The following is a 14,951-nucleotide window of genomic DNA, read 5'->3' on the forward strand; positions in this document are numbered from 1 at the left end:
CTCCCTCGCAGCACCGGGGCCCGCAGCACCGAGTCGGCAAAACCCGAGAAGAGACAGGCAGATGACCGAGCACGCCGCATCCCCCCGCCGCGGGGACAACCCGGCCGCGAACGCTCCCGCTCCCCAGCACGTCGTCGAGACCATGACCGGCGCCCAGTCGCTCATCCGCTCCCTGGAGGCCGTGGGCGCGGACACCGTGTTCGGCATCCCGGGCGGCGCCATCCTTCCCGCGTACGACCCGCTGATGGACTCCGTCAAGGTGCGCCACATCCTGGTCCGGCACGAGCAGGGCGCCGGTCACGCCGCCACCGGCTACGCCCAGGCCACCGGCCGGGTCGGGGTCTGCATGGCGACCTCGGGCCCGGGCGCGACCAACCTGGTCACCCCGATCGCCGACGCGTACATGGACTCGGTGCCGGTCGTCGCGATCACCGGCCAGGTCTCCTCCAAGGCGATCGGCACCGACGCCTTCCAGGAGGCGGACATCTGCGGCATCACGATGCCGATCACCAAGCACAACTACCTGGTCACCGACCCGGCCGAGATCCCCCGGGTGATCGCCGAGGCCTTCCACATCGCCTCCACCGGCCGCCCGGGCCCGGTCCTGGTCGACATCGCCAAGGACGCGCTCCAGGCCACCACCACCTTCCGCTGGCCGGTCGAGACCGCGCTGCCCGGCTACCGCCCGGTGACCAAGCCGCACGCCAAGCAGATCCGCGAGGCCGCGAAGCTGCTGGTCGGCGCCAAGCGCCCGGTGCTGTACGTCGGCGGCGGGGTGATCAAGGCGCAGGCCACGGCCGAGCTGCGGATCCTCGCCGAGCTGACCGGCGCCCCCGTGGTCACCACCCTGATGGCGCTCGGCGCCTTCCCGGACAGCCACCCGCAGCACCTGGGCATGCCGGGCATGCACGGCTCCGTCCCGGCCGTCACCGCGCTCCAGAAGTCCGACCTGCTGTTCACCCTCGGCGCCCGCTTCGACGACCGGGTCACCGGCAAGCTGGACAGCTTCGCCCCCAACGCCAAGGTCGTCCACGCCGACATCGACCCGGCCGAGATCGGCAAGAACCGCCCGGCGGACGTGCCGATCGTCGGCGACGCCCGGGAGGTCCTCGCCGACCTGATCGTCGCCGTCCAGGCCGAGTTCGACGCCGGCCACAAGGGCGACTACACCGAGTGGTGGGAGCGGCTCGACGAGTGGAAGAAGACCTACCCGCTCGGCTACGAGCCGGCCCCGGACGGGCAGCTCTCGCCGCAGCAGGTCATCGAGCGGATCGGCCGGCTGGTCGGCCCCGAGGCGATCTACGCCGCCGGGGTGGGCCAGCACCAGATGTGGAGCTCGCAGTTCATCGGCTTCGAGAAGCCGGGCACCTGGCTCAACTCGGGCGGCGCCGGGACGATGGGCTACGCCGTCCCCGCGGCGATGGGCGCCAAGGCCGGCCGCCCGGAGAGCGCGGTCTGGGCGATCGACGGCGACGGCTGCTTCCAGATGACCAACCAGGAGCTGGCCACCTGCGCCCTGAACGACATCCCGATCAAGGTCGCGGTCATCAACAACGGCTCGCTCGGCATGGTCCGGCAGTGGCAGACGCTGTTCTACAACCAGCGCTACTCCAACACCGTGCTGCACTCCGGCCCCGGCCACGACGGCATCGAGCCGCCGGCCCAGGGCACCAGGATCCCCGACTTCGTCCTGCTGTCCGAGGCGATGGGCTGCGTGGGCCTGCGCTGCGAGCGCCCCGAGGACCTGGACGCGGTCATCCGGCAGGCGATGGAGATCAACGACCGCCCGGTCGTCATCGACTTCATCGTCCACCAGGACGCCATGGTCTGGCCGATGGTCGCGGCCGGCACCAGCAACGACGAGATCCAGTTCGCCAAGGGCGTGCGCCCCGACTTCGGCGACGACCTCGACTGACGCCCCCTGCTACCCACCCGTCGCCCGCCACCGCCCTTCTCGGGACCGGCTACGCCGGACCCCTCCTGAGCGACTGAGGAATCCCATGGCCAAGCACACCCTCTCCGTCCTGGTCGAGAACAAGCCCGGCGCGCTCGCCCGCATCGCCGCGCTGTTCTCCCGTCGGGGCTTCAACATCGACTCCCTCGCCGTCGGCTCGACCGAGCACCCGGACGTGTCCCGGATGACGATCGTGGTCAACGTCGAGGACCTCCCGCTGGAACAGGTCACCAAGCAGCTCAACAAGCTCGTGAACGTGATAAAGATCGTCGAACTCGACCAGTCCGCTGCGATCCAGCGGGAACTGGTCCTGGTGAAGGTCCGCGCCGACAACGAGACCCGGTCGCAGATCGTCGAGATCGTCCAGCTGTTCCGTGCCAAGACCGTCGACGTGTCGCCGGAAGCGGTGACCATCGAGGCCACCGGCAGTTCGGACAAGCTGGAGGCCATGCTCCGGATGCTGGAGCCTTACGGCATCAAGGAGTTGGTCCAGTCCGGCCTGGTCGCCATCGGCCGCGGCGCGCGTTCCATCACGGACCGCTCGCTGCGCGCCCTGGACCGCAGCGCGTAAACAGCGCGCGTCTCGCCCGCCACCGCCTTTCAAGGGCGCGCGGCACCTTTCAAGCAAAGACCCCACACCACGTCGCGTGCGCATACGGTGAACACCGCGTACCCGGCATCCATCACGCAAGGAGAAGTACCCCCGTGGCCGAGCTGTTCTACGAAGACGACGCCGACCTGTCCATCATCCAGGGCCGCAAGGTCGCGGTCATCGGCTACGGCAGCCAGGGCCACGCCCACGCGCTGTCGCTGCGCGACTCCGGCGCCGACGTCCGGGTCGGCCTGAAGCCCGAGTCCACCTCCCGTGCCAAGGCGGAGGAGGCCGGCCTGCGCGTCGTCACCCCGGCCGAGGCCGCGGCCGAGGCCGACGTCATCATGATCCTGGTCCCGGACCCGATCCAGGCCGACGTCTACGAGGCCGACATCGCCCCGCACCTGAAGGCCGGCGACGCCCTGTTCTTCGGTCACGGCCTGAACATCCGCTTCGGCTTCATCAAGCCCCCGGCGGACGTCGACGTCTGCATGGTCGCCCCGAAGGGCCCGGGCCACCTGGTCCGCCGCCAGTACGAGGAGGGCCGCGGCGTCCCCGCGATCGTCGCGGTCGAGCAGGACGCCTCGGGCAAGGCCTTCGACCTGGCGCTGTCGTACGCCAAGGGCCTGGGCGCCACCAAGGCCGGCGTCATCAAGACCACCTTCACCGAGGAGACCGAGACCGACCTGTTCGGTGAGCAGGCCGTCCTCTGCGGTGGCACCGCCGCCCTGGTGAAGGCCGGGTTCGAGACCCTGGTCGAGGCCGGCTACCAGCCGGAGATCGCCTACTTCGAGTGCCTGCACGAGCTGAAGCTCATCGTCGACCTGATGTACGAGGGCGGCCTGGAGAAGATGCGCTGGTCGGTCTCCGAGACCGCCGAGTGGGGCGACTACGTCACCGGCCCGCGGATCATCACCGACGCCACCAAGGCCGAGATGAAGAAGGTCCTCACCGAGATCCAGGACGGCACCTTCGCCAACACCTGGATCGCCGAGTACAAGGCGGGTCTGCCCAAGTACAACGAGTACAAGAAGGCCGACGAGGACCACCTGCTGGAGACCACCGGCAAGAAGCTGCGCTCGCTGATGAGCTGGGTCAACGAGAACGCCTGACCTCCTCCGGGCCGTTTTCCCGGCCCCGGTTTTGTTACGTCCTTGTACAAGTAGGCTGCTCTCGTCCGGGTGATTTCGCCGGACGGGAGCAGCCCGCTACCCACCCCGTCGATACACTCCGAGTGCGCGTCAGGCCCACAGCGTCGTGCGTCTACTCACGCGGCATGCCACCTTCCCCCGCCCTCCACGCCACCTACGTGCCCGGGGGGACCGGACAGTTAAGGACCCACTGTCGTGAGCACTGTGACCACTGCGAAGACCGGCGTCGTACTGATCGCCGAAGAGCTTTCGCCCGCCACCGTCGACGCCCTCGGCCCCGACTTCGAGATCCGCCACTGCAACGGCGCCGACCGCACCGAGCTGCTCACCGCGATCGCCGACGTCGACGCGATCCTGATCCGCTCCGCCACCAAGGTCGACGCGGAGGCGCTGGCCGCCGCCCGCAAGCTCAAGGTGGTCGCCCGGGCCGGCGTCGGCCTGGACAACGTGGACGTCGCCGCCGCCACCAAGGCCGGCGTGATGGTCGTCAACGCGCCGACCTCCAACATCGTGACCGCCGCCGAGCTGGCCTGCGGCCTGCTGGTCTCCGTCGCCCGCAACATCGCGCCGGCCAACGCCGCGCTCAAGCAGGGCGAGTGGAAGCGCAACAAGTACACCGGCGTCGAGCTGAGCGAGAAGACCCTCGGCGTGGTCGGCCTCGGCCGGATCGGCGTCCTGGTCGCGCAGCGGATGTCCGCGTTCGGGATGAAGATCGTCGCGTACGACCCCTACATCCAGGCCGCCCGCGCCGCGCAGATGGGCGTCAAGCTGGTCTCGCTGGAGGAGCTGCTGGAGGTCTCGGACTTCATCACCGTCCACCTCCCGAAGACCCCGGAGACCATCGGCCTGATCGGCGACGAGGCGCTGCACAAGGTCAAGCCGACCGTCCGCATCGTGAACGCCGCCCGTGGCGGCATCGTGGACGAGGAGGCGCTCGCCAGCGCCCTGCGCGAGGGCCGGGTGGCCGGCGCGGGCCTGGACGTGTACGCCAAGGAGCCGTGCACCGACTCCCCGCTGTTCGCCTTCGACAACGTGGTCGCCACCCCGCACCTGGGCGCCTCCACCGACGAGGCGCAGGAGAAGGCCGGCATCGCGGTCGCCAGGTCGGTGCGCCTGGCGCTGGCCGGCGAGCTGGTGCCGGACGCGGTGAACGTCCAGGGCGGCGTGATCGCCGAGGACGTCCGCCCGGGCCTGCCGCTCGCCGAGAAGCTCGGCCGGATCTTCACCGCGCTGGCCGGCGAGGTGGCCGTCCGCCTCGACGTCGAGGTCCGCGGCGAGATCACCCAGCACGACGTGAAGGTGCTCGAACTGTCCGCGCTGAAGGGCGTGTTCGAGGACGTCGTGGCGGAGACGGTGTCCTACGTCAACGCCCCGCTGTTCGCCCAGGAGCGCGGCGTGGAGGTCCGTCTGACCACCTCCAGCGAGAGCGCCGAGCACCGCAACGTGATCACCGTCCGCGGCACGCTCTCGGGCGGCGGGGAGATCGCCATCTCCGGCACGCTGGCCGGCCCCAAGCAGACCCAGAAGATCGTCGGCGTGGACGCCTTCGACGTGGACGTCGCGCTCACCGACCACATGGCCTTCTTCAAGTACGAGGACCGCCCCGGTGTGGTCGGCGTGCTCGGCCGCCACCTCGGCGACGCGGGCATCAACATCGCCGGCATGCAGGTCGCCCGCGACGGCGGCGACGCGCTGGCCTCCATCACCGTGGACACCGAGATCCCGCAGGAGGTGCTCTCGGCCATCGCCGCCGAGATCGGCGCCCGCTTCGCGCGCTCGGTCGACCTGGGCTGAGTTCGCACGCTCCTCCGGGGCCCGGACCACCGTTCGCACGGTGGTCCGGGCCTCGCTGCGTTCCCCCGGGTGACGCCCGTCTCAGATAGTAGGAAATCCAAGTATTCGTGCAGACACGGCCGGGACGGGGTCGTACCGTGGAAGGGCCATACGGTGTGCCGCCCCTGTAGCCAGGGCTCGCGGCCCGTGTGCGCGTGCGCCCTCCGAGCAGGCGATCCCTGCTCCGCGCGTACCCTCCGCCGCCCGTCGGCGCCCGTCCCGGGGCGCTGCGCGCGGCACCTCCCTCCCCCTCGCGCTGCTCGCGCAGCGCCGCTTCCGAGGAGCCCGGTATGTCGCCGACCGCCGCCGACCGCCACGCCACGTCCACCCCCGCCGCCACCGCCGTCCGCGCCCCGCGCCGCCGCCGGGCCGCCGAGCGGAACCCCTTCGCGGCCGCCGCCCTCCAGCGCTCGCTGGACCGTCGGGACAACGGCGGCGTGACCGGCCACTGAGCGCCCGGCTCCCATCGTCGGGGCGACGCTGGCGTTCATCGGTCGAATGGGCCGTACGGGGTGGCCGGCCGTCACCCAGTAGAGTGCAACCCCGTTCCATCCGAGGGAAGTTGCTCGTCCCCGTCGGCGCGATCATCCTAATTTGGGGCCTCCGGGAGGGGTGATCGACGTCCGCACGGGCGGGCGTCAGCGACACGGAGTGCGGATCAGTCCCCCTGCCGGGGGAGAGGGCCCAGTGCGTCTGCCACCCGTCCGCCGACCCGCCGCCCGGATCGGCCTCACCCTGGCCCTGCTGGCCGGGAGCGCCGTCCTCGCCGCCACCCCGGCGGCGGGCGGCCCACCGTCCGCGGGCCCACCGTCCGCGGGCCCACCGTCCGCCGGACCTCCGGGGGCCGGCCGAACGGCCTCCGTCCTGCTCGAACTCACCACCGAGGCGGCCGGTCCGGCCTGGCGGCGCGCCGCCGACGGGGCCCGGCGGGCCCAGCGCTCCCCGGAGGCCGTCCACCGGGAGGCCGCCCGGGCCGGCGCGGCCCAGCGCTCCTCGGCCGGGGACGCGCTCGACCGGCTCGCCGGGGCCGTCCACCGCGCGGCCCCCGCCGCCCGGGAGCTCTACCGCACCCGGACCGTGCTCACCGGCCTCGCGGTCGACGCGCCCGCCGACCGGCTGCCCGCGCTGCGGGCGCTGCCCGGCGTCCTGGCCGTCCACCCGATCGTCGCCAAGCGGCGCGACAACGCCCACTCCGTCCCGCTGACCGGCGCCCCGCGGGTCTGGGCCGGCGACCCGGCCACCGGGACCGGCCGGGGCACCCGGATCGGGATCGTCGACAGCGGCATCGACTACACCCACGCCGACTTCGGCGGCCCGGGCACCGAGGAGGCGTTCCGCTCGGTCGAGCGCGGCAGGCCGGCGCCGCCCGCGCTGTTCCCCAACGCCAAGGTGGTCGGCGGCAAGGACCTGGTCGGCGACGACTACGACCCCGATCCGGCCTCCCCGCACCACCAGCCGGTGCCGCACCCCAGCGACAACCCGATCGACTGCGTGCGCAACGGGCACGGCACCCACGTGGCCGGCACCGCGGCCGGGTACGGCGTCACCGCCGACGGCCGGCCGTACACCGGTCCGTACGGGCCGGGGCTGGACCCGGCCGCCTTCCGGATCGGCCCCGGCACCGCCCCGGGCGCCCAGCTGTACGCGATCCGGGTGTTCGGCTGCGACGGCTCCACCGACCGGGTCACCGAGGCGCTCGACCTGGCCGCAGACCCGAACGGGGACGGCGACCTGAGCGACCGGCTGGACGTCGTCAACCTCTCGCTCGGCAGCCGCTTCGGCAGCACCGACGACACCGACGCCCTGGCCGTCGACCGGCTCGCCGAACTGGGCACCGTCGTGGTCGCGGCGGCCGGCAACGACGGCGACGTGTACGGCATCGGCGGCAGCCCGGGCACCGCCGCCCGGGCGATCACCGTCGCCGCCTCGGTGCACGGACACGCCGACGTGGACGGCATCACCGTGCTCGCCCCCGCCGCGCAGGCCGGGGTCGTCCCGGCGCACTGGAGCGAGCGCTACCAGGGCTGGTCCACCGCCGACGTCAGCGGCGAACTCGCCCTGCCCGCAGACCAGTCCGACGGCTGCGCCGACTTCAGCGAGGCCGACAGACGGCGGCTGGCCGGACGGATCGCGCTGCTCACCTGGCGCACCCGGGAGGCCGACCGGGCCTGCAACTCCGGACCGCGCGCCGACCACGCCGCCGACGCGGGCGCGATCGGCGCGCTGTACGCCGCGGACTCCGACCACCTCGCCGAGATCGCCGGCAACGACCGCGTCCCGGCCGTCCTGCTGGCGCGCGCCGACGGCGAGCGGCTGCGGCAGGCCTCGGCCGCCGGGCCGGTGCGGGTGCGGCTCGCCGCGCCCGGCAACACGCTGCACGGCTCCGTCCCGCAGGACCAGCCGGCCAGGGCCGACACCCTGACCGACTTCACCTCGCGCGGCATCGGCGTGCCCGGCGTGGTCAAGCCCGACCTGGCGGCCCCCGGCGAGAGCATCTGGTCCACTCTGGTCGGCAGCGGCTCCGGCGGCCAGCGCGAGAGCGGCACCTCGATGGCCACCCCGCACGTGGCCGGGCTCGCCGCGCTGGTCCGCGCCGCGCACCCGGACTGGACGGTCGAGCAGGTCAAGGCCGCGCTGATGAACACCACCGTGGACACCTACCTCGACGACGACCACGGCGGGCCGGTCTACGGGCCCGAGCGCACCGGGGCCGGACGGGTCCGGGTGGACCGGGCGGTCCGCACGCCCGCCGTCGCCTACGCGGCGGGGGAGGGCGCGGTGGAGGGCGGCGTCGGGGTCTCCTTCGGACCGGTCGAGGTGGGCGGGCCGACCGCGTCGACCCGGGAGATCGAGGTGCGCAACACCTCGGGAACGCCGCTGGGCTACCGCACCTCGTACGCGGCGGCCACCGAACTGCCCGGCGCCTCCTACCGGGTGGCCCCGGCCCGGGTGGACGTCCCGGCGGGCGGCACCGCGCGGGTGCGGGTGACGCTGTCCGTCCCGGGGGAGCTGGGGCGCGTGCCCGACCCGACCATCGACACCGTGCAGGGCGGCCGGGCCCGCAGCTACCGGGGCGAACTCTCCGGCCGGGTGCTGCTCACGCCGGTCGGGGACGACGGGCCGCCGCAGCTGCGGATCCCGGTGCTGGCCGCCCCGCGCCCGACCGGCGACCTCACGGCGGCGGCCACCGTCCGCACCGCCAGGGACGGCACCCTGGTCGCCCTCGGCGGCCGCGCCGCGCCGGGCGAACAGTCCGGGCTGGTCAGCGCCCTCGCGCTCGGCGGCGAGGGGCCCCGCCGGCCCGACTGCCAGGCCGCCGGCAGCGGCGCGGCGGCCCGGCCGGGCGCGGGCATCCGGCCCGCGGACGCGGGGGAGGGGACGGACCAGGCGGAGGAGGAGACCTGCGTCGAGCACCCAGGCGAGCGGTCCGCCGACCTGCGCGCGGCGGGCGCCGCCGTCGACTCCGAACTGCTGTACGTGGGAGCGCAGTTGTGGGAGCCCGCGGTGACGCCGGTGGGACTGTACGGGGTGCGGGTGGCGCTGGACACCGACGGCGACGGCAGCACCGACGTCATCCTCAAGGCCGACCGGCAGCGCGGCGGCGACGTCCTGGTCTCCCGCGCCCTGGACGCCCGCACCGGGGCCGAACTCGACGTCCAGCCGCTCAACGCCCGCCGGGGCGACACCGACACCGGGCTGCTGGACAGCGACGTCCTGCTGCTGCCCGTCCGGCTGAGCGCCCTGCCCGGCATCACGCCCGGGCACAGCACCGTCCACTACGGCGTGTGGACCGGCTACACCGGGGGCGGCACACCGGACGTGGCCGAGGCCCTCTCCGCCATCGGGCTGGACGGCACCCGCCCGTCCGTCCCCCTGGACGTCCTGCACCCGGCGCTCACCGCGCGGTCCGGCCTCACCGGCCCGGCCGCCGTGATGGCCCCGGCGGGCCCCGGCGCCGTCCTCGCCGCGCGCCGGGCGGAGGGCGACCCCACGCGGCTCCTGCTGCTGTACCACCTCAACCCGGCCGGCCGGCGGGCCCAGGTGCTCGACCTGCCGTGACCGCCGCGCCGGGGGCGCCCCACCGTCCCCGGCGCGCTCCCTCGAAAGACTGGTTCCAGGGACGGTTTCGCCGAGTAGCCTGGAACGGCCGCCGGAATCCCCGTATGGGAGGAACCATGAGCATCGCGCCGTACCCCGACTGGATTCGGCCTCCTGCTGGTGGCTACACCGCAGAGGATCTCGACCGGCTGCCTGATCTCCCGCCGCACACCGAACTGCTCGACGGGAGCCTGATCTTCGTGAGTCCACAGACAAAGTTCCACGTGCGAGCGAAGCGAGTGCTGGAGCGAGGGCTGGAGGCCGCGGTTCCGGAGGGCTGGGAGGTGCGGCCCGAGATGACGGTCACGCTCGACCGCCGGAATCGACCGGAGCCCGATCTGCTGGTGGTCCACGAGGACTCCGACACCGGCTATCGCCAGACGGGCTTCTCCGCCGAGCACGTTCTTCTGGCGGTCGAGGTGGTCTCCGAGGAGTCCCGCGAGCGTGACCGGGAGATCAAACCGCGTAAGTACGCGGCTGCCGGCATTCGCCACTTCTGGCGCGTCGAGTGCAACGAGGGCCGTCCCGTGGTTTACACGTTCGAGCTTGAACCGGCCTCCAAGCGGTACGTCCCGACCGGGATCCACCACAAGCAACTGAAGGTCGATCAGCCCTTCGACATCGAGATCGACCTGACCTGAACGTCCGGATCGTGGACGCGTGGTGTCAGTACCTGGGACGGCGGAGTAGGGTCCGAGCATGTCTCGCACCATTCGTCTCGCAGTTGTTCCCGGTGACGGCATCGGCCAGGAAGTCGTGGCCGAAGGCCTCAAGGTCCTGGGTGTCGCGCTTCCCTCCGACGTGAAGCTGGAGACCACCGAGTACGACCTCGGGGCCCGGCGCTACCACCGGACCGGCGAGACCCTCCCGGACGACGTGCTGGCGGAGCTGAAGTCCCACGACGCGATCCTGCTGGGCGCCATCGGCGACCCGAGCGTGCCGTCCGGCGTGCTGGAGCGGGGGCTGCTGCTCAAGCTGCGGTTCGCCTTCGACCACCACATCAACCTGCGTCCCGGCCGGCTCTTCCCCGGCGTGCAGTCCCCGCTGGGCGGTCAGCCGGAGATCGACTTCGTGGTCGTCCGCGAGGGCACCGAGGGCCCGTACGTCGGCAACGGCGGCACGCTGCGCACCGGGACGCCGCAGGAGGTGGCCACCGAGGTCAGCCTGAACACCGCGTACGGCATCGAGCGCGTGGTGCGCGACGCCTACCGCCGGGCGCAGGCGCGGCCGCGCAAGAAGCTCACCCTGGTGCACAAGAACAACGTGCTGGTGCACGCCGGGCACCTGTGGACGCGGATCTTCGCCGAGGTCGGCGCGGAGTTCCCCGAGGTCACCACCGACTACCTGCACGTGGACGCGGCGACCATCTTCTTCGTCACCCAGCCGGAGCGGTTCGACGTCATCGTCACCGACAACCTCTTCGGCGACATCCTGACCGACCTGGCCGCCGCCGTCACCGGCGGGATCGGCCTGGCCGCGAGCGGCAACATCAACCCGAGCGGCGAGTTCCCGTCCATGTTCGAGCCGGTGCACGGTTCGGCGCCGGACATCGCGGGCCAGGGCAAGGCCGACCCGACCGCCACCGTGCTGTCGGTCGCGATGCTGCTGGAGCACCTCGGCTTCGCCGCCGAGGCCGCCAAGGTCGAGGCCGCCGTCGCCGCGGACCTGACCGAGCGCTCCGGCGCCCGCAGCACCTCGCAGGTCGGCGACGCGCTCGTCGCCCGAGTATCCGGCTAGCGGGCCGGATCCGAGAGCGGGGTTCCGGCTAGCGGGCCGGATCCGAGAGCGGGGTTCCGGCTAGCGGGCCGGATCCGAGAGCGGGGTTCCGGCTAGCGGGCCGGATCCGACAAGGTTCCGGCCCGGCGGGCCGGACCGCATATCCGCAGCGTGCCGCCCTGAAACAGGGCGGGCAGCTGTTCGGCACGGCCCTCTGGATGCGAGTATCGACAGTGGGCCGTGCCGTTCTGCGTCCGTTTCGGTGATCTTTGCCGAAAGTATCCGCAGGCGGTGGCGGCCCGGACCAACCCCACGGTGAAGGAAACAGCCATGAGCACGGCCACCCAGGCGCCCATCACGTTCGACCTCAAGCCTTCCGCCCACCCGCTGCCCGCAGCGGAGCGCGAGGCCCGGCTGGCCAACCCCGGCTTCGGCCGGGTCTTCACCGACCACATGGTCACCATCCGCTGGACCGAGGGCGTGGGCTGGCACGACGCCCAGCTGGCGCCGTACGCGCCGCTGGAGATCGACCCGGCGAACATGACCCTGCACTACGGTCAGGCGATCTTCGAGGGTCTGAAGGCCTACCGCCAGGCCGACGGCTCCATCGCCACCTTCCGTCCGGAGGCCAACGCCGCCCGCTTCCAGGCCTCGGCCCGCCGCCTGGCGATGCCGGAGCTGCCGGTGGAGACCTTCGTCGAGGCCGTCGAGCTGCTGGTCCGCCAGGAGCAGGAGTGGGTCCCGAACGAGCCGGAGCAGAGCCTCTACCTGCGCCCGTTCATGTTCGCCACCGAGGTCGGCCTGGGCGTCCGCCCGGCGAACTCCTACCTGTTCATGATCATCGCCTCGCCGGCCGGCGCCTACTTCCAGGGCGGCATCAAGCCGGTCTCGGTCTGGCTCTCCAAGGAGTACGTCCGGGCCGCGCCCGGCGGCACCGGCGCCGCCAAGTGCGCCGGCAACTACGCCGCCTCGCTGGTCGCCCAGGCCCAGGCCGCCGAGAAGGGCTGCGACCAGGTGGTCTGGCTCGACGCCGCCGAGCACCGGTGGGTCGAGGAGATGGGCGGGATGAACCTGTACTTCGTCTTCGGCGAGGGCAAGGACGCCAGGATCGTCACCCCGGAGCTGTCCGGCGCCCTGCTGCCCGGCATCACCCGTGACTCGCTGCTCCAGCTCGCCTCCGACCTCGGCTACGCCGTCGAGGAGCGGAGGATCTCCACCGACGAGTGGCAGCAGGCCAACGCCGACGGCACCCTCACCGAGGTCTTCGCCTGCGGCACCGCCGCCGTCATCACCCCGGTCGGCTCGGTGAAGTCCGCCGCCGCCGACTGGACCGTCGGCGCCGGCGAGCCCGGCCCGGTCACCATGGAGCTGCGCCGGGCGCTGCTGTCGATCCAGGGCGGCCAGACCCCGGACACCCACCGCTGGCTGCACAAGATCGTCTGAGTCGGCACCCCGCCCGGCCTGCCCCGTTTCGCATCGCGAGACGGGGCGGGCCGGATCCCGGAAGCTGTGCCAGACTGCGAGCGTGTCCACGCTGTCGATGATTATTAGCAGCAGGCGCGCCGGTCCGCAGTGACCGCTCCCGCAGGACCCGATGCGGAGCGACCACGAGCGTCCAGACCCGCGCGCAGACCTCTCGCACCCGCGAGGGGTCTTTTGCTTTTTGGGCACCGCCCCATCGAGCACCTCCCCCGGACCGGCCGAGGGCCCCCACAAGGGGCCCGGGGACACCGGGACCGCGCGCGGGATCCTGGACAGTGGAGCCGGGACGACATCCGGCAGAGCAGTACCAACCTCCCCGAAACGGAGAACCAGGGGTCATGACCGAGGTCACCCGTACCGACGACAGTTTCCACGTCTTCGACACCACGCTGCGCGACGGAGCACAGCGGGAGGGCATCAACCTGACGGTGGCGGACAAGCTGGCCATCGCCCGGCACCTGGACGAGTTCGGGGTCGGCTTCATCGAGGGCGGCTGGCCCGGGGCCAACCCGCGCGACACCGAGTTCTTCGCCCGCGCCGCCGCCGAGCTGGAGCTGGAGCACGCCCGGCTGGTCGCCTTCGGCGCCACCCGCAGGGCCGGCGGCAAGGCCGCGGAGGACCCGCAGCTGGCCGCGCTGGTCGCCTCCGGCGCGCCCGTGATCACCCTGGTGGCCAAGGCGCACGACCGGCACGTGGAGCTGGCGCTGCGCACCACCCTGGACGAGAACCTGGAGATGGTCAGGGACAGCGTCGCGTTCCTGCGCGCCCAGGGGCGGCGGGTGTTCATCGACTGCGAGCACTTCTTCGACGGGTACCGGGCGAACCCCGAGTACGCCGTGGCGGTGGTCCGTGCCGCGCACGAGGCCGGGGCGGACGTGGTGGTGCTCTGCGACACCAACGGCGGGATGCTGCCGGGCGGCGTCCGGGAGATCGTCGCCGACGTGCTCGCCAGGACGGGTGCCAGGCTCGGCATCCACGCCCAGGACGACACCGGCTGCGCCGTGGCCAACACCCTGGCCGCGGTGGACGCCGGCGCGACCCACGTCCAGTGCACCGCCAACGGCTACGGCGAGCGGGTCGGCAACGCCAACCTGTTCCCGGTGGTCGGCGCGCTGGAGATCAAGTACGACCGCCGGGTGCTGCCCGCGGGCCGGCTGGCCGAGATGACCCGGATCTCGCACGCGATCGCCGAGCTGGTCAACCTGACCCCCGCCACCCACCAGCCGTACGTCGGCTTCTCGGCCTTCGCCCACAAGGCGGGCCTGCACGCCTCCGCGATCAAGGTCGACCCCGACCTGTACCAGCACATCGACCCCGAGCGGGTCGGCAACACCATGCGGATGCTGGTCTCCGACATGGCCGGCCGGGCCTCCGTCGAGCTCAAGGGCAAGGAACTCGGCTACGACCTCTCCAGCGACCGGGACCTGGCCGGCCGGGTGGTGGCCAAGGTGAAGGAGCAGGAGAACCTCGGCTACACCTACGAGTCCGCCGACGCCTCCTTCGAGCTGCTGCTGCGCGACGAGGTGCGCGGCAGCCGGGACCGCTTCTACACCCTGGAGTCCTGGCGGACCATCAGCGAGCAGGGCCCGAAGGGCTTCGCGGGCAACGAGGCCACCGTCAAGCTGTGGGCCAAGGGCGAGCGCCGGATCGCCACCGGCGAGGGCAACGGCCCGGTCGACGCGCTGGACCAGGCGCTGCGCGCGGCCCTGGAGGGCATCTACCCGCCGCTGGCCGGCTTCGAGCTGGTGGACTACAAGGTCCGCATCCTGGAGGGGCAGCACGGCACCGGGTCCAAGACCCGGGTGCTGATCGAGTCCACCGACGGCACCACCACCTGGTCGACGGTGGGTGTGGCCGACAACGTGATCGCCGCCTCCTGGCTGGCGCTGGAGGACGCGTACACCTACGGCCTGGTCAGGGCGGGCCTGGAGCCCACCGAGTAGCCGCTCCCGGGAACGCCCGTGGCCCGTCGGACTCCGCGTGGAGTCCGACGGGCCACAGGTGCTCGCGCGCTTCCCGCAGGCTCGGCGCCCGCGGTCACCGGAGTCGGGCGAGGAGGGCGTGTTCGACGAGGGTGATGAGGGCGCTTTTGGCGCTGTCGCGGCGGCGGGCGTCGAGGGTGACG

General features: G+C 72.6%; 10 protein-coding genes and 1 pseudogene. 10 read left to right on the forward strand and 1 reads right to left on the reverse strand.

What is annotated here, in order from left to right:
- The first annotated feature begins 61 nt into the window (after positions 1–61).
- The 10 genes from ACIQOW_RS13725 to cimA all read left to right on the forward strand — a co-directional run bounded on the left by ACIQOW_RS13725 (position 62) and on the right by cimA (position 14,769).
- Positions 62–1,915, forward strand: coding sequence for an acetolactate synthase large subunit (locus tag ACIQOW_RS13725; protein ID WP_188296762.1), 1,854 nt, complete (start codon positions 62–64; stop codon positions 1,913–1,915).
- An 85-nt stretch (positions 1,916–2,000) separates the two neighbouring features.
- The gene (gene ilvN, locus ACIQOW_RS13730; RefSeq protein ID WP_188296763.1) at positions 2,001–2,525 is read left to right on the forward strand and encodes an acetolactate synthase small subunit; all 525 of its coding nucleotides are present in this window, start codon (positions 2,001–2,003) and stop codon (positions 2,523–2,525) included.
- A gap of 134 nt (positions 2,526–2,659) precedes the next feature.
- Positions 2,660–3,658: a ketol-acid reductoisomerase gene (gene ilvC, locus ACIQOW_RS13735; protein WP_188296764.1), complete on the forward strand. Its 999-nt coding sequence runs from the start codon at positions 2,660–2,662 to the stop codon at positions 3,656–3,658.
- Between the two features lie 243 nt (positions 3,659–3,901).
- Complete coding sequence (gene serA / locus ACIQOW_RS13740; protein ID WP_188296767.1) at positions 3,902–5,491, forward strand: phosphoglycerate dehydrogenase; 1,590 nt, start codon at positions 3,902–3,904, stop codon at positions 5,489–5,491.
- A 329-nt stretch (positions 5,492–5,820) separates the two neighbouring features.
- Positions 5,821–5,982 carry a hypothetical protein gene (locus ACIQOW_RS13745; protein WP_401083713.1) on the forward strand — a complete coding sequence of 54 codons (162 nt, stop codon included), beginning with the start codon at positions 5,821–5,823 and terminating at the stop codon, positions 5,980–5,982.
- 235 nt (positions 5,983–6,217) lie between these two features.
- Positions 6,218–9,589 (forward strand): S8 family serine peptidase, encoded by a 3,372-nt coding sequence (locus ACIQOW_RS13750; RefSeq protein ID WP_401083715.1) that lies wholly within the window; start codon positions 6,218–6,220, stop codon positions 9,587–9,589.
- Positions 9,590–9,705: 116 nt separating this feature from the next.
- The gene (locus tag ACIQOW_RS13755) at positions 9,706–10,269 is read left to right on the forward strand and encodes a Uma2 family endonuclease (protein WP_401083717.1); all 564 of its coding nucleotides are present in this window, start codon (positions 9,706–9,708) and stop codon (positions 10,267–10,269) included.
- 58 nt (positions 10,270–10,327) lie between these two features.
- Complete coding sequence (locus ACIQOW_RS13760) at positions 10,328–11,365, forward strand: 3-isopropylmalate dehydrogenase (protein ID WP_401083719.1); 1,038 nt, start codon at positions 10,328–10,330, stop codon at positions 11,363–11,365.
- A gap of 309 nt (positions 11,366–11,674) precedes the next feature.
- Entirely contained in the window at positions 11,675–12,787 is a 1,113-nt protein-coding gene (locus tag ACIQOW_RS13765; RefSeq protein WP_188297101.1) for a branched-chain amino acid aminotransferase, read from the forward strand.
- Between the two features lie 377 nt (positions 12,788–13,164).
- A complete protein-coding gene (cimA, locus tag ACIQOW_RS13770) occupies positions 13,165–14,769 on the forward strand; it encodes a citramalate synthase (RefSeq protein ID WP_401083721.1) in 1,605 nt (534 codons plus the stop codon).
- A gap of 94 nt (positions 14,770–14,863) precedes the next feature.
- Here cimA and ACIQOW_RS13775 read toward each other — a convergent pair.
- Positions 14,864–14,951 (reverse strand): annotated as a pseudogene (locus ACIQOW_RS13775) (ATP-binding protein); the annotation flags it as partial.

It is taken from the genome of Kitasatospora sp. NPDC091335 (genome assembly GCF_044757205.1).
Lineage (GTDB): Bacteria > Actinomycetota > Actinomycetes > Streptomycetales > Streptomycetaceae > Kitasatospora.